At 67.3% G+C, this 20,130-nt stretch carries 9 protein-coding genes; 5 read left to right on the top strand and 4 right to left on the bottom strand.

Going from position 1 to position 20,130, the window contains the following annotated elements; translation table 11 throughout:
* Positions 1 to 51 precede the first annotated feature (51 nt).
* The 3 genes from F8M74_RS07530 to F8M74_RS07520 all read left to right on the top strand — a co-directional run bounded on the left by F8M74_RS07530 (position 52) and on the right by F8M74_RS07520 (position 10,834).
* Positions 52 to 3,480 carry a hypothetical protein gene (locus F8M74_RS07530; RefSeq protein ID WP_216619723.1) on the top strand — a complete coding sequence of 1,143 codons (3,429 nt, stop codon included), beginning with the start codon at positions 52 to 54 and terminating at the stop codon, positions 3,478 to 3,480.
* A 261-nt stretch (positions 3,481 to 3,741) separates the two neighbouring features.
* Positions 3,742 to 6,243 carry an Ig-like domain-containing protein gene (locus F8M74_RS07525; RefSeq protein ID WP_162294980.1) on the top strand — a complete coding sequence of 834 codons (2,502 nt, stop codon included), beginning with the start codon at positions 3,742 to 3,744 and terminating at the stop codon, positions 6,241 to 6,243.
* 43 nt (positions 6,244 to 6,286) lie between these two features.
* A complete protein-coding gene (locus tag F8M74_RS07520) occupies positions 6,287 to 10,834 on the top strand; it encodes a myxosortase-dependent M36 family metallopeptidase (protein WP_141252945.1) in 4,548 nt (1,515 codons plus the stop codon).
* A gap of 351 nt (positions 10,835 to 11,185) precedes the next feature.
* Here F8M74_RS07520 and F8M74_RS37750 read toward each other — a convergent pair whose 3' ends face one another.
* A complete protein-coding gene (locus F8M74_RS37750; RefSeq protein ID WP_228559374.1) occupies positions 11,186 to 12,403 on the bottom strand; it encodes a hypothetical protein in 1,218 nt (405 codons plus the stop codon).
* 323 nt (positions 12,404 to 12,726) lie between these two features.
* Here F8M74_RS37750 and F8M74_RS07505 point away from each other — a divergent pair, with 323 nt between their 5' ends.
* Together F8M74_RS07505 and F8M74_RS07500 are read left to right on the top strand one after the other, a co-directional pair.
* Positions 12,727 to 13,689, top strand: a complete 963-nt coding sequence (locus F8M74_RS07505) for a WD40 repeat domain-containing protein (RefSeq protein WP_141252944.1) — start codon at positions 12,727 to 12,729, stop codon at positions 13,687 to 13,689.
* 725 nt (positions 13,690 to 14,414) lie between these two features.
* Complete coding sequence (locus F8M74_RS07500; protein WP_141252943.1) at positions 14,415 to 15,431, top strand: alcohol dehydrogenase; 1,017 nt, start codon at positions 14,415 to 14,417, stop codon at positions 15,429 to 15,431.
* A gap of 298 nt (positions 15,432 to 15,729) precedes the next feature.
* Here the strand turns inward: F8M74_RS07500 and F8M74_RS07495 are convergent, their stop codons facing one another.
* From F8M74_RS07495 to F8M74_RS07485, 3 genes are all read right to left on the bottom strand, one after another.
* Positions 15,730 to 16,905: a hypothetical protein gene (locus F8M74_RS07495; protein ID WP_141252942.1), complete on the bottom strand. Its 1,176-nt coding sequence runs from the start codon at positions 16,903 to 16,905 to the stop codon at positions 15,730 to 15,732.
* 300 nt (positions 16,906 to 17,205) lie between these two features.
* Positions 17,206 to 17,448, bottom strand: coding sequence for a hypothetical protein (locus tag F8M74_RS07490; RefSeq protein WP_141252941.1), 243 nt, complete (start codon positions 17,446 to 17,448; stop codon positions 17,206 to 17,208).
* A gap of 735 nt (positions 17,449 to 18,183) precedes the next feature.
* The gene (locus F8M74_RS07485) at positions 18,184 to 19,956 is read right to left on the bottom strand and encodes a CocE/NonD family hydrolase (RefSeq protein WP_141252940.1); all 1,773 of its coding nucleotides are present in this window, start codon (positions 19,954 to 19,956) and stop codon (positions 18,184 to 18,186) included.
* Between the last annotated feature and the right edge of the window lie 174 nt (positions 19,957 to 20,130).

The raw sequence follows: 20,130 nt of genomic DNA, 5'->3' as shown, positions 1-20,130 counted from the left end.
GGGCCGTAGGGTCGTCGTGCGTCCCAAACCGTCATGGAGACCCCCCCGCCCATGAGACTGATTTCACGCCCCTCCTTCTCCAGCGCCGCGCTGGTGGGCCTGCTGAGCGTCGTGCTCACCGCCTGCGGCTCGGACCCGAAGCCCCCCGGTGAGCCCGATGCCGGAGGCGGAGGAGTCCCGTCCTACGCCGTGGGCGGCACGATGTCGGGCCTGCGTGACGACGCCCAGGTGGTGCTGCGCAACGGCGAAGAGTCCCTGCGCGTCACCACCAATGGTTCTTTTGCCTTCAGCCAGAAGGTCGAGCGAGGTGCGGCCTACGCCGTCACCGTCCAGTCGCCGCCTGAGGGCGCCTCCTGCACCGTGGAGAGCGGCAGCGGCACGATGGGCAACGCGGACGTCACCAGCGTCGCCGTCACCTGCGGCGCGAACACCTATCCAGTGGGCGGTGTCGTCTCTGGCCTTCCCGAGGGTGCCTCGCTCGAACTGCGGAACAACGACGGGCCCGTGCTCACCGTCTCCGCGAATGGGCCGTTCCGGTTTCCCGCGGAGGTCGTCGACCTCGCCGGCTACTCGGTGACGGTGCAGTCGTCTCCGGCGGGCCATGCCTGCACCGTGGAGCGCGGCGCCGGCACGGTGAAGGGCTCGGCCGTCACCGATGTGGCCATCACGTGCGCGGCGAACACCTTCGGCGTGCGCGGCTCGCTGTTTGGCCTGACGCAGGGGCAGTCGGTGGTGGTGAAGAACAACGGGGGCGATGCCATCACCATCACCGCCAGCGGGCAGTTCGCCTTCGCGACGCCGGTGGCCTTCGGCGCGAGCTACGACGTCACCGTCGAGGCGGTGTATCCGGTGGCCTGCACCGTGAGCCGGGGGACCGGAACCATGGGCAACCAACCGGTGACGAACGTGAGCGTCAGCTGCAAGACGACACGGTTCTCGCTGGGTGGCACCGTGACGGGTCTCCTTCACGCAAGCTCGGTGGAGCTCACGAACGGCACGGAATCGCTCCGCGTCAACACGGACGGCTCCTTCGCCTTCGTCGGGCCGGTGGATGACCTGAGTGGCTACTCGGTGACGGTGAGCTCGCCGCCCAGGGGCCAGGCCTGCGACGTGCGCAATGGGACGGGCACCGTGAGCGGGGCGAATGTGAACAGCGTGGCCGTGACCTGCTGGGCGTTGGAGTACTCGCTGGGCGGAAGCGTGGCGGGACTCTCGGGGGGACAGTCGGTGGTGCTGAAGAACAACGGAGAGGATGCGCTCACCGTTGCGTCAAATGGCTCCTTCACTTTCTCGAAGCCGGTGTCCTACTGGAGCACGTATGCCGTCACCGCCGAGGCTCGCTACCCGCTGATCTGCAGCGTGCCGAATGGCACGGGCCGAATCGAGGTAGGGGGCATCGCGGACGTGGTGGTCTCCTGCACCACGCGGTCCTTCACCGTCGGAGGTGAGGTGGCGGGGCTCGTCGAGGGAACCACGTTGGAGCTGTGGAACAACGAGCAGGAGCGTCTCACCGTTTCCGCGAATGGGCCCTTCGCCTTCCTCCAGCCGGTGGCGGACCTGAGCGCCTACTCCGTCTCGGTGAGGACCCAGCCGGAGGGACAGTCCTGTGAGGTGCGGCAGGGCACGGGCACGCTGGGGGGCGCGACCGTCACGAGCGTGTCGGTCGTCTGCTCGCCGATGTCCTATCTCGTGCGCGGCACCGTGGCAGGGCTGGGGGAGGGGCAGTCGGCGGTGCTGAGGAACAACGGAGGGGATGACCTCACGGTCTCCGCCGATGGAGCCTTCGCCTTCCCGACGCCGGTGGCCTTCGGCGCGACCTATTCCGTCACGGCCCAGGCGACCGCGCCGCTGGTGTGCACCGTGTCGAACGGTACGGGCACGATGGGCGAGGGTGACGTCACCCGCATCGAGGTGCTCTGCGGCACGGCGTCGTATCCCGTGGGTGGCAGCGTGAGCGGCCTGGCCGAGGGCGCCATGCTCGAGCTCCAGAACAACGGCGACGAGGTGCTGCCGGTTTCGGCCAATGGTGCCTTCACCTTCGCCCAGCAGGTCGCGGAGCAGGGCAGCTACTCGGTGACGGTGAAGACTCAGCCGGAGAACCAATGCTGCGCCGTGAACTCCGGCGGGGGGACCGTGAGCGGTGCGCCCGTCACGAACATCGTCGTCACGTGTGAGAACGTCTACCGGCTGCGCGTCAGTGTTTCGGGGCTGACCGGCACGCTGGGGCTGAAGTCCGGCGCGGACGCCCTCACGGTCGCCACCGACGGGGAGTCTTCGTTCCCGCTGCCGCTGCGTCCTGGCGAGGCGTATGCGGTCGAGGTGAGCCGTCACCCGATGGGACAGACCTGCGAGGTCTCGGGCGGAACGGGCACCATGGGCGAGGCCCACGTCACCGTCATGGTGGCCTGTGAGGCGAACGCGATGGTGGTCCGGGTGGGCGCGGGCGCCGCGGCCCTCAACTCGAATGCCACGGAGGTCTTCATCGATGAGTACCGCCCCATGGGTGGTGCTCCCGTGCGCACCTTCGCCATTCCCGCCTCGAGCGCGGCGGGGGCGGCCCGCCTCACGGTGTCCGGCAGTGATGTCCAACAGGGTTTCCTCTCGCGCTCGGGCAATGGTCGCCTGCTCACCTTCACGGGCTTCGATGCGGACGTGGGCCTGGCGAACGTCTCGGGCACGACCGCATCGGCGACACCTCGGGTCATCGGGCAGCTGGACCTCGCGGGGACCTTCACCCTCCCTGTGCGTCTGAGCGATGCCTATGACCGAGACCAGGTGCGCGGGGCCTCGACGGTGGACGGTACCGGCTACTGGCTGTCGGGTCGAGGCGGCGGCATCCGCCATGCGCTGCCTGCCGAGAACACCACGGTGTCGACAGCCATCTCCACGGGCGTGATGGACACCCGCTTCGTGAGCCTGTTCGACGGCCGCGTCTACTTCTCGCTCGGAACCCCTCCGATCCCGAATCCCCAGGGCTACAACCAGGGCGTCCTGACGTTCCCCACCGAGCAGCCCACCGCGGCGGTCGCGCCGAACCAGCTCCCCTCGCTCTCGATGGTGCTCAACTCGTCCGGCTTCGCGCTGCTCGATGAACGTCCCGAGGTGGCCGGTGTGGACACCGCTTACGTGTCCATCAACGTCAACCAGAATGCGAACCAGGGCGGGACTCCGGACACGTTGCGCCTGGAGAAGTGGACCTTCGACGGGGTGAGCTGGAGCAAGGTGTCCAGCTTCGTGCCCACCTTCGCCGTCGCGGGGACCACCACCGTGCGTATCGCCACCCATGGCGTCTCGGCGGTGCGGACTCCCCGAGGAGTTCGCGTCTACGTCACCACGTACCTGTCGAGTGGTGGTGGCGCGGGCAACCTCCTGGTGTCCTTCCTGGATGATGGAAGCTCGTTCACGCCGTCCGTGCGTGTCGTGGCCACGGCGCCGGCCAACACCAGCTTCCGAGGCGTGAGCGCCAGCCCGCTGCCCTGAGTCGTGAAGCGCGCGGCATCAGCGCCCCTAGGGGATTCCTGAGGGACTTCCAGGGGCGCCCCCGATGGTGCGCGCCGCCCGAATCCGTACCGTTTCGTTTCCAACTCCATGGTTGCTGTTCGTCGCACGCGCGGCGGTTTGCTGCAGAGAGGTCCATCCATGTCAGTGCGTTCCCGTTGTCGTCTGCTTCACCCCGCGTTGCTGGGGCTGGTCGCGGCGGCAGTCCTTGTCGGCTGCAGTAGCGAGAAGTCCTCCCCCACCGTGAAGTCCCTGCGGATTACGCCCGAGAGCTTCTCTCTCTCCGTGGGCATCGGCGCGGACGTCACCGCGACCGCCACCTTCTCCGATGGCAGCACGCGGGACGTCACGCGCGAGGCTTCGTGGTCCTCGACGGATGCCGCCATCGGTACGGTGTCCTCCGAGGCGGGCGCCGCGCCCCAGGTGCGCGCGCTGGCCAAGGGGCAGACGACGCTGCGCGCGACCTACTCCGACGTCTCCGCGCAGGCGCGGCTCGACGTGACGGATGCCACGGCTGTCTCTCTCTCCATCGAGCCGAAGGACTTGTCGCTCGCCGTGGGTCTCACGCGGCAGCTCGCCGCCACGGCTGTGTTCTCGGATGGCACCTCACACGGGCTCACCAGCGACATCACCTGGTCCTCCTCCAACGAGGCGATTGCCGCGGTCTCCGCGAGCGGCCTGGTTCGCGCCGGTTCGCCCGGAGAGGCCACCCTCAAGGCCCGGTTCGGAACGCTGGAGGCCACCGTCAAGGCGACCGTCACCGCGGCCGTCGTGACGTCGGTGGCGGTGACTCCGGCTGACGCCTCGATGGCTCGGGACAGCACGCTGATGCTGACCGCCATGGCGACGCGCTCGGATGGCACGACGGTGGACGTCTCCAATGAGGCCACCTGGAGCTCCAGTGACGCGAGCATCGTGTCGCTGAACAAGCGCGTCGCGAGCGGCGTCGCGCTGGGCCGTGCCCAAATCACCGCGACCTTCGCGGGCATGAGCGGCGGCACCGAGGTGACGGTTTCCGAGGCCGTCGCGCTCGCCGTCACGCCGGCGGCGAGCATGCTGATTGAAGGCCACCCGAGCCAGCTCCACGCCGAGGCCACGCTGTCCAACGGTCGTACCCAGGATGTCACCGCGAGCGCCGCCTGGACGAGCAACACGACGGACGTGGCCGTGGTCTCCATGACCGCGTCCACGCGTGGGCAGGTGACGCCGGTGGGGCAGGGCTCCGCCACCATCACCGCGACCTTCAACGGACTTCGCGGTACCGGCCAGGTGAGCGTGTCGAAGCTGAACATCACCAGCGTCGTCCCGACGTTCCAGACGATGGAGGATGGGGTGGTCTCCTTCACGGCGCGGCTCACCAAGGCCCTGCCGCCCTCGACGCGGCTGCGGTGGCGCGTGTCGGTGATTCGTCACAACCCTCCGGCCGATCTCCACCTGCCTCCCACCGACAGCCCCGTGGTGGGCCAGCCGGTGCGCTACTTCTCGGGCGCCGCGGGTGAGGTGGCCGACCGGCCGGAGACGTGGACGGGCGGCTCGGAGACCGACGCGAGCGGCGCGGCGTACATGAGCCAGGAGTCGGGCTTCGAGTTGGGTGCGACTGAGCTTCAGGGAGCGGAGGGCCACACGTACTCCTTCCGCACGCGGTTCGCCATCAAGGGCGACTACACGTTCAACGTCGAGCTGTTCGAGGTCGGAGCCGCGGGCGAGCTGGCTCGAATCGGGGATGCCGCGGAGCTGCGCGCCACCGTGGGCACGATGCGCGCGACGGATACCTCCGAGCTGCTGCTCTTCACCGCTTCTCCCTCGGCGGGGGCCCAGACGGATGAGGAGTCCTTCCCGCAGGCGTTCGCCGTGCGCCCGGATGGCTCCCAGTTCCGTCAAATCACCCAGGCGCCCACGCCGTTCTTCTCTCCGCGAGACGTCCACTCGGAGGTGATTCGTTCGCCGGACCGCAAGTCGGTGGTCTGGGTGGACGGGCGAGACAAGTTCGGGGGCGTCTACTTCCAGGGGCTCCTCTACATCGCGGACGCGGACGGCAGCCGGGTGCGGCGCCTCACCCAGGCGAGCTCGTTGCTGTGCGGAGAGCGCATGCCGGAGTTCTCGCCGGATGGGCAGTGGATTTCGTTCTTTAGGTCGTGCATGCGCGACCCGTACCCGGGACGTGATGGCCTCGAATTCACCTTCATCATCCGCGCTGACGGGACGGACGAGCGCCGCGTCCTCATCAATGGCATCAACGACATGCCGCCGCCCGTTCCCATCTCGCCGCTGGTCTTCTCCTCCTTCTCGCGCGACAGCAAGACGCTCTACACGGTGGAGTACGCGCTGAACGGCACCCAGCTCTGGGCCTTCTCGCTGGAGGATGGGAGCGCGCGCTCCATCATCAACTTCTCCGTCCAGGGGCAGGAGATGGCCTCCATCATTCGGTTCCCGATGGAGCTGCCCAACGGCGATCTGCTGTACCACTACGGGAACGAGGACGTGTGGTCGGACACGTGGCTGGAGCGCATCCGGCCCGACGGCACGGGCCGCGAAATCGTGCGGCCCGTCATGCTCGGCAGCAGGAGCGAGTTCCTCCAGTCCCTCTTCACGCTCTCTCCCGATGGCACGAAGGTCGCCTACACCGAGCGGGACCCGGTGACGGGGAGCAACACCATCATGGTGTCCAACCTCGACGGCTCGGAAGCCGTCTCCATGGGGACCCCTCCGACCTACTTCGTGCGGCGCATCTTCTGGGCTCGCTAGCGCGCATGCCGAGCACATCCATCCCTCTTTCGAGGTCCATCTCGTGAAATCGCTCCTCAAGAACCTCGCCGGTGTCGCGCTGGCGTTCGCGGGCACGCAGGCGGGTGCCGACTCCCTTCCCAACTACGATGCACTGCTTGAGCGCTCGCCCGCTCCCGGAGCCCGCTCGCTCCTGGAGGACAGTGAGAGTCTGGGCGGACAGGTGCTGCACCGCGAGCACCGGCTCGGCGTGCCGACCTTCGTCTGGGCCTCGCGGCCCGCGCAAGGTTCGGCGTTCCCCCCGTCGCTTCGCGCGGCCAGCGACTACGCGCGGATGTCTCCGGCGACCGCGGCCCGGCTCCAGCTCGATGCGCTGGCTCCGTTCCATGGCGGCCGGTCGCTCTCGCAGGTGGGGACTTCGGTCGCCAGCGTTCGCCGGAGCCCGCTGGGCTCCTCAGTGGTGACGCTGCGGCAGGAGGTGGGTGGTGTCGAGGTGTTCCGTGGCACCGTCAACCTGCTCCTCGACAAGGAGAACGTGCTGGTGGCCGTCTCAGGTCACCTCTCGCCGGACGTGGGGCAGGGCAACAAGAGCCCCGCGCGCTCCTTCCGGATGGGGGCTCCCCAGGCCGTGGCCGCGGCGTTCGCGGACCTGACGGGGCAGTCGCTCGATGCCAGCCTGTTGCGGCTCACGGGCGGGGCCTCGGGCCGCTACTCGCATCATGAGCTGGTCCCCTATTCCCGGCCGCTCCCGGTCGGGTTGCGCATCCCTGCTCGAAGCAAGCAGGTGCTCTTCCAGCTTCCCGAGGGACTGCTCCCCGCCTACTACGTGGAGCTGAACACGAGCGCCGCGGGCTCCTCGGCTTCGGATTACTACTCGTACGTCATCGCCGCGGAGGACGGCCGGGTGCTGTTCCGCAAGAACCTCACGGCGGACGCGGCGCACAGCTACCGCGTCTGGGCGGATGCCACGTCTCCGTTCACTCCGTTCGCTGGACCGTCGGGCAACTCGCACATCCCGCACCCGACGGGGACGCCGGATGGCGACGTGCCGCTCTTCGTCGAGCGCAACCTGGTGACGCTCGACAACGCGCCCTTCAGCCGCAATGACCCGTGGCTGCCCGTGGACGCCCAGGAGTCGGTGGGCAACAACGTGGACGCGTACGCGGACCTGGCCTCGCCGGACGGGTTCGGCGCGGGGGACCTGCGCGCGGCCATCACGGGGCCCGCGACGTTTGACTATCCGCACAGCTTCAACCTGCTGCCGTACGAGACACCCCAGCAGATTCAGTCCGCCGTCACGCATCTGTTCTATGTGAACAACTGGCTGCACGACGCGTACTACGACGCGGGCTTCAACGAAGCGGCGGGCAACGCCCAGCATGACAACTACGGGCGGGGTGGGCTCGGGGGTGACAGCATCAAGGCGGAGGCGCAGGACTTCGGTGGCGTGAACAACGCCAACATGTCCACCCCGGCCGACGGTGCCCGGCCGCGGATGCAGATGTTCATCTTTCCCGGAGGCACCGCACGGAGCTCCGTCGAAGTGACGGCCCCCGCGAGCATCGCGGGACCGTATACGTTCGTCTCCTCGCAGTTCGCCCCCCGCGTGTTCTCGGTGTCCGGCCGCGTGGTCGAAGGGTTCGATGCGGAGAACGTCGACGGGCCTTCCACGACGGATGGCTGCACGGCGCTCACCAACGCCGCGGAGGTGGAGGGGAACATCGCCCTCTTCGACCGAGGCACCTGCGGCTTCCATCGGAAGGCACTCACGGCCCAGGCCGCTGGGGCCATCGGGGTCGTCATTGCCAATATCGATGGCATGTCCATGCCCGAGGGGATGGGCATCGAGAACGGGCTCTCGCCGTCGCGCATTGGCGCGGTGCTGATTCCGAAGGGGGACGCGGACCGCATCCGGGGGAAGCTCACGGAGGGGGTGCAGCTCTCGATGATTCAGCGCCCCGAGGGTGACCTGGACGGCACCATCGACACGAGCATCGTGGCGCACGAGTGGGGGCACTACATCAGCAACCGGCTCGTCCATGACGGAGCGGGCCTGGGCACCAACCAGGCGCGCAGCATGGGAGAGGGGTGGGCGGACTTCCACGCCCTGCTGCTCTCGGTGCGCGAGGAGGATGCGCAGGTCGCCTCGAATCCGAACTGGACGGGCGTCTTCCCGGTGGGCGACTTCGCGACGCGGCACATGAGCGCGGACGCCGCCTACTTCGGGATTCGCCGCCTGCCCTACTCGGTGGACTTCCGCAAGAACCCGCTGACCTTCAAGCACGTCTCCAACGGAGTCCGTCTTCCCAGCGGCGTGCCCTATGCCTTCGGAGCGGATGGGAGCAACAACGCCGAGTACCACAATGCCGGCGAAGTCTGGGCGACCATGCTGTGGGAGTGCTACGTCGGGCTGCTGCGTGACTCCTCGCGGCTCTCGTTCAACGAAGCCCAGCGGCGGATGAAGAGCTACCTCGTCACCGCGTACACGCTGACCCCGGCCTCGCCGACGTTCCTGGAGGCTCGCGACGCGCTGCTCGCGGCGGCCTATGCGGGAGACCCGGCGGACTACCAAATCTTCGCGGAGGCGTTCGCTCGGCGTGGCGCGGGAATCGGCGCGGTGGCGCCGGACCGGGCCTCCACGAACCATGCGGGCGTGGTGGAGAGCTTCCGCACGGGCGCGGACGTGGTGTTCGTCTCGGCGGAGCTCACCGAGGACGGCAGCGAGAACACCTGCGACGCGGACGGGTATCTGGACAACGGCGAGAGCGGCGTGCTGCGCGTCACGCTGCGCTCCACGGGCACCGCCCCGCTGCAGGCGACGAGCATCACCGTCTCGTCGAACAGCCAGGCCGTGCAGTTGGCCAATGGTGGGGCGGCGAGCTTCCCCACCATGGGGCTGTACGAGACGGCCACGGTGGAGGTGCCGGTGCGGCTCTCGGGCGCGGCGCCTCGCTCGGTGGTCCACTTCAACATCTCCTACCGCGATGCCAACGGGGTGACTGCGAGTGACAAGAAGGCGACGCTGAGCGCCAAGGTGGAGCAGGACGAGCTCCCTGGGGCCTCGACGACCGAGAATGTGGATGCGCGGCTGCTGCCATGGACGATGACGTCCGCGGTGGGCGGCGTCTCCTTCACCGTGAACGAGGATGCCGGGTCTGAGCGCTCCTTCCATGGAGAGGACGTGGGGCGCGCCGCGGACTTCGCGCTCGTCTCGCCGCCGCTCCATGTGGGCAAGGCGGGCTTGTCGTTCACCTTCCGCCACCGCTACGCCTTCGAGGCGTCAAGTGGAGAGTTCTTCGACGGCGGTGTCCTCGAGCTGTCGGAGGATGACGGCCAGACGTGGACCGATATCGGAAACCGCATCACCTCCAACGGGTACAACGTCACGCTCACGAACTACGAAGGGAACGTCAATCCGCTCACCGGGCGCCGAGCCTTCGGCGGTGCGAGCTTCGCGTTCACGCAGAAGCAGATGGTGACGTCGAGCGTGAACCTGGGCACCGCCTCCGCGGAGAAGGTGATTCGCATCCGCTTCCGCATTGGCACGGATGAGGCGGCCGGTGGGGTTGGCTGGTTCATCGATGACATCGCCTTCACGGGGTTGGCGAACACGCCCTTCACGGCGCTGGTGGACGAGCAGGGGGTCTGCACGACGGGCCAGGTCGATGCGCAGGCGGGCGAGGACCTGGCGGTCGATGAGCTGTCCGTGGTGCAGCTGCAGGGCAGCGGCAGCAGCCTGGCGGGTGGTGCGCTCACGTACCGCTGGGAGCAGGTGGCGGGTCCCTTCGCCGCGATGAGTGGCGCGGACACCGCCACGCCCAGCTTCACCGCGCCGGAGGTGCTGGCCGATACCATGCTGACCTTCCGCTTGACGGTGCTGGACGGGGGTCTGCGGGACAGGGACATGGTCCAGGTGCTCGTGCGCCAGGTGAACAAGGCGCCGGCGGCGTCCGCGGGCACCGCGCAGACGGTGGACGAGGGGAGCACGGTGACGCTCCAGGGAAGCGCGGAGGACCCGGACGGCGACGCGGTGGTCAGCCAGCAGTGGACGCAGGTCTCCGGTCTGCCCGTCACGCTGACAGGCGCTGATACGCTGACCCCGAGCTTCACCGCGCCCGCGGTCGCCAAGGGGAGCGCGGAGCTCGTCTTCCAGCTCGTGGTGAGTGACGGGCAGCTGAGTGGCGAGGCCGCGAAGGTGAGTGTGACGGTGCGCCACGTGCCGCTCGCGCCCACTGTGAGCGCGGGGGACGATGTGTCCACCTTCTCGGCGAAGTCCGTCACGCTGACGGCCACGGCCACGGACCCGGAGCAGGGGACGCTGACCTACGCGTGGAGCCAGAGCGAGGGCCCCGCCGTGACGCTCCAGGATGCGACGCAGGCGCGTGTCCAGTTCACCGCGCCTGAGGTCTCGGCCGCCACGGAGCTCGTCTTCGTGGTGAAGGTCTCCTCGGAGAGTGGCCTGTCCGCCGAGGACCGGGTCACGGTGACGGTGAGCCCGACGCCCCCGGCGCCGAAGGAGTCCAGCGGTTGCTCGTCCACCGGGACGACTGCCGCGCTCCCGCTGGCGATGGCGTTGCTCTCGCTCCTCGTGTGGAGGCGGCGCGAGGACTGACTCCGTCCTGACGTTGCCTTGAGGCAGTGAAGAGGGGCGGTGGCACATGCGCCATCGCCCCTCTTGTTGTGTCTCTCATGAGCGGTGTGCGACCCTTCGGCCCTGCTCGGGAGTCGACTGGGGCTGGCCCAATCACATTGACAGGACGGCCGTCGAGAGTGCCCTGGCGCTGGACTTCACTGCTGGACCTGCAACTGCTGGCGCCCGACATCCAGGAGGAGGTGCTGTTTCTCGAAGCCGTCGACGGGAAGGAGCCCCTCCGCGAGCGGGCCCTCCCTCTGACGCTGGCCGCGCCGAAGAAGTCGAACATGCGGAGAATGGCCACGCATTCGAGGCCTTCCAGACGAGCAGTCAAGGTGCCACTAACGGCACTGTGGCGAGGCTTCTCAGCGTGGCCTGCTTGCTCACGCGCTGCCAGTATTGGAGGCTTTGCTCCAGCGCAGGATAGCGACGCCCCGGTTTCACGACAAAGAATCTGGCGAAGGTCCTGATTAGCGTCTCCTGCCCCTCCCCGTCTCCATCGGAGAAGGCGACGGAGAGATAGGGGCGTCGAGAGCTGAGGTGAGTATAGATGTTGTCAGAAGCCGTAGGCGTCTGAGGAAGCCAGCTCAGTGGTAGGTCCACCTCCACCTGCGCGGGGGACGTCCAGCGTACCGAAGGCAGTGACGTGTCCTTTCGTGCGGGAGGGCGGAGCCACATGGCCACGGGAGTACCTGCCTCGGTGCGCGCGACAGCCAACTGCACCTGTGCATCCGAGGGGGCGGTAGACTTTCGTTCGGCCCACCACAGTTCAAGGTGATCCGCCGCGAGGACGGCCTTGGGGGTGGCGTCCTTGGAAGGCACTGTCCTGTCATCCTCCAACTGAGCGATGACCCTGAGCATGTCGCCGCGACGCCGGAGGCGCACCTTCAGGCCCGTATCCCCATTTCCCGTCCATTGCTTCTGGCTCGAGGAAACGTGTCCCGGGGGGAGGGGGGATGAATCCACGTTGGATACAAGCAGAACCGTTGTTTCAGTCACGAAGTCTTCTTTTTCACTCACGGAGTCTTCGTCGTCGAAATCAGGGTCCAGATTGGTGCACCTCATCGTGGCGCGCTGCGTCTGTAGATTCACCGTCTCCGTGCATTGGTAGCCGCTTTCAACGAACTGCATGAGCATGGGGCCATGCTGGTCGAAGCGGAGGCTGAGCTCCGCAGAGTTCGTCAGGTTCCGATACTTGAGGACGAGGGCCTTGCTCGAGTCTGGGGTATTGGAGGGCGGAGAAGGGATGTCGAACGCGTCCGTGGTCTCTATTCCACCCAGAGCGAAGCGCTCACCGCGAGCCAGCCCCACCAAGACGACCGAGTGCCCAATAAAGCCGTCCGCTCCCTTGAAGGCGTAACAGACCACCTCGTCATCCCGACCATCTCCGTCGAGATCCACCTGGTACCGAGTGAAAACCTCGGGCTTCTCCTCCTTGACGCGAGCATCGAACCAAGTCGCGAAGGGGCTGGGTCGAGGTGCGAGCGGCGCAGATGAGGGCGGCGCGGCCAGCAGGGTGAGCAAGGGAAGCCAGTGCGAAAAGACCATGGATGAAACTCAACCCCAGGCACTTCTCGCAAACAAGGTCGTCCTCCTCGCGCAGTATCACTGCGCATCTCGCCTCCACTCTGCCGCCGAGGTGGCAGTGCCCGCAGCCGAGTAAGAGCTCGCCGTCCCCCGTCGTGACCAGCGCAACCGAGTCGTGAGACATCCTGTCACTTGGAGATTCCGACTTGCTTCGCAGCTGCAGGAACGCGCCGGCTCCGTGCGCGCCGCGCTACGAGAAGCGCGCCGCCAACTACCTGGCGATGGTTCTCATCGCCTCCAGTCGTCTCTGGCTCGAGTTTGCGGACACGGTCTAGACTGAAGCGATGTGGCGCCGTTATCCCCAGTGGCTCGATGCGGGCGAACCCGACGGAGATCCGCTCGGGGCGCCAATGCTGTGGCCCGATGGGCGTCACATCGCCGCGAACGGGCGCGGGCGCATCTTCCTCTGGAGTCTGGCGACTGGTGAGTGCACGCGGGTCCTGAAGACGGGGGCCATCTGTCGGAATGGAGAGCCCTCGTTCCGGCTGGCGGGTGAAGCCGAGCTGGGCCGCGTGCTCGAGGCGCACAAGATCCGCGGCCTGGCCGTCTGGGACTCCAAGGACTGGCGGCGCGTGCAGACCTTCGAGGGCCACGGAGAGGAGGTCCAGGCCGCCGCGGTCGTCAGCGAGGACCGCGTCGTCTCCATCAGCGGTGACAGCAGCGCGCAGCTGTGGGACGCATGGACGGGCGAGAACCTGCGCAGGCTGGAGACCGGACCGCTCTACGCGCTCGCGCATGCGCCCGCCCAGGGCCTCGTCGCCGTGGGCGGAAGCAACGGCGCCGTGCACTTGCTCGAAGGCCTCACGCTCAACGTCCGCGCCCACTTCCACCTGCGCATGGCCACCGCGCGCCATGAGCCCCTCGGCGCCGAGCGCAAGAATCAGCTCGGCATCGTGTGGAACCGCCCGTCGAACACCCTCCGGGCGCTGGCCTGGCACCCCGACGGAGAGCACCTCCTCTGCGGGTCCTGGGACTTCGTGGCCCGCATGTTCCACAGCCGCACCGGCCGCGTCGTGCGGCAATGGCAGGGCCATGCGCACTGGGTGGACTTCGTCGCGGTGGAGCCCTCGCGCGGGCTGCTGTGCACCGGGAGTTCCGATGGCACCGTGCGCGTCTGGTCGCTCGACTCCACCGAGTGCCTCGCCGTGCACGACGTCGGCCACGCCGACCTGGGCGGCCTGCTGGTGCACGACCGGACGCTCTACGTGACGTGTCGGCGGGAGCTGTTGTCGATGCCTCTGGACTAGCACAGCGCCTTCCCATTGGCGGTCGAAGAGGAGTGGTTCTCGGGGCGCATCCTGAGAGAGAGGGCCCATCACTCGGTGGGCTCTGCCTCATTTCAGGAGCCTGCCTCGCGAGTCGCCGGGCAGACTGCGCGACGACCGCGCGCCTCGCTCACTGGCCTTGACGCACTGTCGAACGTCGCGGCGGCGCCCCGATGATGCAGCGACCGAGTTTGGCTGACTGGGGCGAAGGTGGGCACGACTGCAGCGGTTGCTGGGGGGACCGAGCGCTACCGCCGCAGTCATCGTGTTACGACGGTGCTCACGGACGTTGTTCGACGGAAGCACCGCGAAGCGATGCGAGAGGCACTGGCAACCGTGCGGCCACAGGACTCAGCGGCATGGTACGCCTGCGATGGCTACTGGCCTCAACCGCCGTGAGCACCTTGTGGCTCATTCGATGCAATGTCATATGCGAAATGTCTGGCGTTGAGCGCCTCGATGTCCTTGGGGGTGGGGCGCTCGCGGGCGGCACCGAGGTCGCGGGAGCGCTCGACTCTCTGCCAACCGAGGGGCGACGGCCCATTCGCAGTGGCGGGTTCCCGCCACCCTCACCCGCCACGGAGCAACACCGGCATGGAGGCGGCCGCCAGCACGGCCGCCTCCTCAACTCCAACTGGACTGTCGTCTTCACTTCGGAGCCTGCCCATATTCACCCGCGTTCTTTACACCCAAGGGGGGGAGGCGCGATGGCCAGGAAGATGAAAGCGGTGCAGGTGATGCAGGCGAAGGGCCCGCTCGAAGTCGTGGAGCGGGACGTCCCCGAGCCCGGCTCCGGACAGGTGCTCATCGCCGTGGATGCGTGTGGCGTCTGCCACAGCGATGCGATTACCAAGGAGGGGTGGATGCCCGTGCAGTACCCGCGGGTGCCCGGCCATGAAGTGGTGGGCCGCATCGACAAGGTGGGGCCCGGGGTGACGGCGTGGAAGGCGGGCCAGCACGTGGGCGTGGGCTGGCACGGGGGCCACTGCGGCCAGTGCCCCGCGTGCCGCGTGGGCGACTTCGTCACCTGCGACTTCCAGCAGATCTGCGGCATCACCTACGATGGCGGCTACGCCGAATACATGCTCGCGCCCCAGGATGCCCTGGCCCGCGTCCCGGACGGCATGAAGTCCGAGGACGCCGCGCCGCTCTTGTGCGCGGGCGTGACGACGTTCAACTCCCTGCGGAACATGGGCGCGAAGCCGGGCTCCCTGGTGGCGGTGCAAGGCATTGGCGGCCTGGGGCACCTGGCCATCCAGTTCGCGCGCAAGCTGGGCTACCGCGCTGTGGCCATCTCGCGCGGGGCGGACAAGCGGAAGCTGGCGACGGAGCTGGGCGCCCATGAATACATCGACACGGAGAAGGGCGACGTGGGCAAGGCGCTCCAGGCCCTGGGCGGCGCGCGCGTCATCATGATGACCGCGTCGAGCAGCAGCCTGGCGGCGGACATGATTGGCGGCCTGGGCCGCGATGGCGTCCTGCTCTTGCTGGGCGCGGGCGCGGAGCCCATTCCCGTTACCAGCCTGCAACTCATCATGAAGCGCCAGCGCGTCCAGGGCTGGCCCAGCGGCATTCCCCAGGACTCGCAGGACACCATGGACTTCAGCGCGCTCACAGGCGTGCGCTCCCGGAACGAGGTGTTTCCCCTGGAGCGCGCTGGCGAGGCCTTCGAGCGAATGATGAGCAACCACGCCCGCTTTCGCGTGGTGCTCAAGATGCGATGAGCAGTGCACCGACTCCTCATGCTGGCCGTCAACATTGAAAGCTCGGGATTGTCAGAATCGGCTGCCCTGGGTGGTTAACAAAATTGTTAACCATTCTCGGTCTCTCTCCCCAAAACGAGCGAAAGAGCGTTCCAGAGAGCCCGTTTGGCGGCGGCGAAGGGCGGGCATCTCGCTCTGGGGGCAGAGGGCAGAGAGCGCCCTCTTCATCACCGCGAGGCAAAATCCCTTGTGATTCAGGGGCTTATGCACGAAGGCCAACAACCGGCCTTGCTGAATTCATCAGACAGAGCCTGGCGCGTCATTCCGCGGGCGCAGAGCCCTCGCGGTCATTCACCGGGGAAAACTGACTGGCGCTCCGTTCTTGCTCTTGCTGGGCCTCGACCCAGGGTTTGATACAGGAGGCCGGGGCGGCGTGCTCCACGCAGCCTTTCGGAGGCGCTTGCCCATAGAAGCCTCCACACTGCGTGAGATTGAAGACAATGGCCTTCGCTGTCTCTGGGGCCCACTGCTCACGGAATACCACCTCTGCGGCCTTGCGGCAGCGGGGCGTGTTTCGCAGGTAGAGCACCCGGTCCGACCACGCCCATTGAGTGTCCAGGTCCAATCCCCCGTCCTTCGGCTCCGGGAAGAACTCATCCACCAGGTCCGCCGCGCTCAGAGGTGCCTGTTGCGCTCGATACACCGTCTCCGCGATGAACTTTCGGCGAGCCGTATGCTTCAGCTTCGTCACACGTGCACGTACGGTGGCGAGTTCCCGCGGTGAAAGCCGCCTCACCCAGTCATCCCGCTGGTCTTCGAACAGTCCCTCGCCGCGGCGTGCAGCCTCCAGCCAGGGCCTCCATTCCGGAGGTGCCGTCAGCCAGACGCCCACCCGCTCCATCCGATTCGACGAGCGCATTCCTTCCGGATGGAACGTCTGGATGGCCAGCAGGACTTTGTCCTCGTCATCCCAGTTCAGGATGGAGAATGCCTCCGGCTCCAGCGTGAGCCACTTCGGATGTGCACAGCCCGCCGTGAGGAGTTGCTCTCGGCCCTTCGTGAAGGAGGGCTGCTCCTTCACCATCGAGGGGGAAGGACAGCGCTCCTTCGATGGAACATCCGGCATCTTGAGTATCGCTGCGAGGACCCGGCCTCCCTGTCTTGTTTCCTCCAGGTATTCACCCAGCGAAAAGCGATATTTCCCGCGATATTCCACCCGCATGGACTCGGTGATGTATCCGCCCGAGTCGCCCATCCACGTCTGCATGAACCGGGTTGTCACCATCGGTCCGATGACACTCAGAATGTCGATGCGTGTATCCGGCTCTTTGCTCGGCAGGACAGGCCCATCGTCCTGCAACACCGTCATCCGCTGCGGGACACCGTCGACGTTCCAGGTCAGCACGCGCTGGGCAGGCTTCGGCCGGGCTGAACTCGCTGGACCCTGGGCCACGATGACGAGCAGGCAGCCCAGACACCACCCTGTGAGATTCATGGTGACGAGTCTACTTCGAATGATTCCCGAGCGTGGTGAGTGGTGAGGCCCGGTACACGGAACTCATGGCGATGTGTGGGCAGATGCCACCGCCCCGGCGCCGATCTGCCTGACGCCTTCCGTAACGAGCTGAAGCGCCACCGTAAGGCGATGGGTCACTTCGGACAGGGGCTTTAGGCGGAGGAGGCAGCGGCTCGCCGCTTCCTGCCGTGAGCGTATCTCTCAAGAGTGCGTTCATTGCCCATAGCGAGCCCGTGGACTGGAACGCCGCTTTTCAGACCGGGGAACGACGCGCCGTGCTCAGCGTTGTTGCTGACGGGGCGAGGCCGGTTGGCCCTGCTGCGGGGCGCCGCTTCCGCTCATGCAGCGCTGCATCCGTTCCGCCATGTGCCGGACGTCCTCGACCTGACTGGGGTTCTTTGCGGTGAGGTGCAGAGTGGCCCCTTCTTGCGTCTGCTCCATCTGCACGTCCGCCATTCCGCGCATGGGGCAGTTCATTCCCGCGCCGCCCATTCCCTGACCCATCATGCCGCTGCCCATCATCCCACAGGCGCAGCCTGGCTGTTGCCGTGTCGACTCATCCGCCTGGCGTCCCGCGGACGGTGGCTGGGAAGCCCCTTGGGCTTCAGCAAGTGTGCCGATAAGAAGCCCCGTGGTGACGAGTAGTCCATATCCAAGCTTCCTCATGCTAATTCCTCCCGGAAATTGGAATTGTCCACCTATGAAAACTCATGCCGGGGTCGGGAAATGGCCTGCTGCCCCTCCCGCCATGAAGCGGAGGCTGCCGGGGCATGGCTGTTCGCTTTCTCTCCGCGCTGCACTACGCTGCGCGGACTGGCGCGATGCCGTGCATTCCCGAGCGGCCGTACCACCGGGCCCCTATGTCAGGGAAGTTGTCGCCTCGGCGGATACACTGAGCTGCCGATGCCCTCTCGCGCGCCTCGCTCACTCGCATTGACGCGCTGCCGAATGTGGCCTTGACGCACCCATGACGCAGCGAGCGAATTTCGGGTAGGCACAGGGACGACCACGCCGTCCTGGACCTGTTCTTCTTCGCCGCCGGGGAGCCCCCCCACGGCCGCCCGTGATTGGCCTAGGCTGGTCAACCTCGGCATCGCCCGCTGACCGGTCAGCACGTCGGGGCCCCACCGTACGGTGAGGCCCCGACAGCTGTCCGTAGCGACCTGGCGCGCGGGTCAGTGGAGCCGACCCGGATGAACCCACGTCTCAGGTCATCGGCGGGGATCCAGAGAGTGGAGACGCCCTGCGGCCGTGTCGCTACTGCGCCTGGTAGTCCCCCATCGGGATGTCGACGTAGGATGAGCCGTTGGCCGGCTGGAGCACTGTCACGGTACCGGCCGTGGACGCGTCGGCCAGGAACTTGTCCTGGGTGTCCACGACCAGCAGCAGGCTGTGACCCGGCGGCAGGTCGTAGTCGGTCAGCTGGAACCCGAAGTCCACCGCGGTCGGCTGGTCGGCCTGCTCGTTGTGGATGGTGTAGGCGGCGCTGGTGACGATCCGGTCATTCTTGCCGTCATTCACGTCGAACAGGTACGCCACCAGCGTCACCGACTTGTTGGCGGGCTTGACGGTCAGGTGCAGCCGCACCTCACCACTGATCCGCTGGCGCTGGGGGAACAGGTCGCTGCGCCAATACACCGCGTGCTCCGACGCGATGTCGGCGGTCTGGTACCGCATCGGGAGGGTCAGACGCTCCCGCTGGCCCGTCTTGAGCAACTCCGCAGCCACTTCCGCTGCCGTGTTGGCCCCGGCGGTGAAGGCGTACTCCCAGGGCCTGGTGTCCGGCTCCCTGGTCATGCTGCCCGGTTCCCGGCCGGGCGCCCTCAGGTGGAACCGCTGGGGGGAGCGCACGAACGCCTCCCAGTCCGGGAACTTGTCGGCCGCCCGGAGCGGGTGATGCATCGGTTCGACCACCACGGTGTTGCCGTCGAGTTCGCCGAGGCCCTTGAGGTGGTAGTCGAGCCACCACCGCATCGCGTCCGTGGGACGGCTGCCCAATCCGGCCAGCCCGGTCAACTCGCCCGCGCCGTGGTCGCCGACCTGCACGATCAGTCGCTTCGCCGGAGCGCTGAGCTTGTTGAAGAACTCGACCACCGCGTTGTTGGAGAACAGGGTCTCGTGCCAGTAGGTGCAGAGCAGGATCGCGAGGTCCGGCCGGTCGAGACGTTCGAAGATGTCGGGTGCGAGCGGCGACCGTTGGGCTGCGAAATCCAGCAGTTCGGGCATGTGGGCCCGATAGTCGGCGGACATGTAGCGCTCGAAGAGCCGCGCCGTCTCCGGATTCAGGTATGTCGGGTGCGGCAACGTGGGCTCGCCGGGCTTCGGCGGGAACGGTTCCCGTTCGAACAGCGCACGCAGCGCGAGGAACGCCTGCATGTGCCGGGTGCCGTTCTCGAACAACCCTGCCGCCAGGTCCGCCCAGGCGCTCATCGCGGCGACGGCCTTGACCCGAGGGTCTTGGGCGGCAATCAGCAGGCTCTGTCCCGCGCCGTAGGAGGCGCCGACGAAAGCGATCCGGCTCGGATCAGCCGCGGGTAGGTTGGCGAGGACAAAGTCGATCACCGCGCTGCCGTCCCTCTGATCCTGCGGCCCGGCCACGTCGATCAGCCCGGTGGAGTCGGCCAGTCCTCGCTCGCTGTAGGCGAGCGCGATGTACCCGGCCCGCGCCAGCACGGGCAGCAGTCCGGCGCCGTCCTCGATGATGGGCACCTCGACACTCATCGTCTCAGACTGCTCCACCCCGGGCATCGGGCCCGGCGGATAGGTCAGGCCCATCCAGTATGAGCGCCACCCCATCGGAGCCAGCGGTGACGGCAGGATGACCACGGGGAAGGGGCCGGCCCCTCTGGGCATGGCGCAGTACGCATCGAGGTCCACGCTCTTACCCGGTTCGGAGTGTTCCGGGTCGACCGGCACGCGGACGGAGAAGTGCTCGATATCGCTGATGACCCCGGACTTGACGCTGCGGGGGGGGATCGACGGCCCATAGACGGAGTCGAAAGCGCTGGACGGATATGACGAAGCAGACACGGGGAGTTTCCTCGCGGTTGAGTTGGGGACTTCAACAACATATCAAGAGTGTGTCGAGCTTGGTGTTGAGCTGTCGGTGGGATTTTGTGATTGACGGATATGTCAGATGAACTTCGGCGGGACGCCGGAGCCCGGTCGGGCACGCCGAGCGGCCGACTGTTCTTCTCTCGCTCC

This window comes from Myxococcus sp. CA023, assembly GCF_010998615.1.
Taxonomy (GTDB): domain Bacteria; phylum Myxococcota; class Myxococcia; order Myxococcales; family Myxococcaceae; genus Myxococcus.
The sequence above is the reverse complement of the archived record's forward strand: the minus strand, read 5'-3'. Positions and strand labels throughout refer to the sequence as shown.

Coding starts and splice junctions, on each gene's coding strand:
- F8M74_RS07530 (WP_216619723.1), top strand. CDS start 52: ATGAGACTGATTTCACGCCCCTCCTTCTCCAGCGCCGCGCTGGTGGGC.
- F8M74_RS37750 (WP_228559374.1), bottom strand. CDS start 12,403: ATGGTCTTTTCGCACTGGCTTCCCTTGCTCACCCTGCTGGCCGCGCCG.
- F8M74_RS07505 (WP_141252944.1), top strand. CDS start 12,727: ATGTGGCGCCGTTATCCCCAGTGGCTCGATGCGGGCGAACCCGACGGA.
- F8M74_RS07500 (WP_141252943.1), top strand. CDS start 14,415: ATGGCCAGGAAGATGAAAGCGGTGCAGGTGATGCAGGCGAAGGGCCCG.
- F8M74_RS07495 (WP_141252942.1), bottom strand. CDS start 16,905: ATGAATCTCACAGGGTGGTGTCTGGGCTGCCTGCTCGTCATCGTGGCC.
- F8M74_RS07490 (WP_141252941.1), bottom strand. CDS start 17,448: ATGATGGGCAGCGGCATGATGGGTCAGGGAATGGGCGGCGCGGGAATG.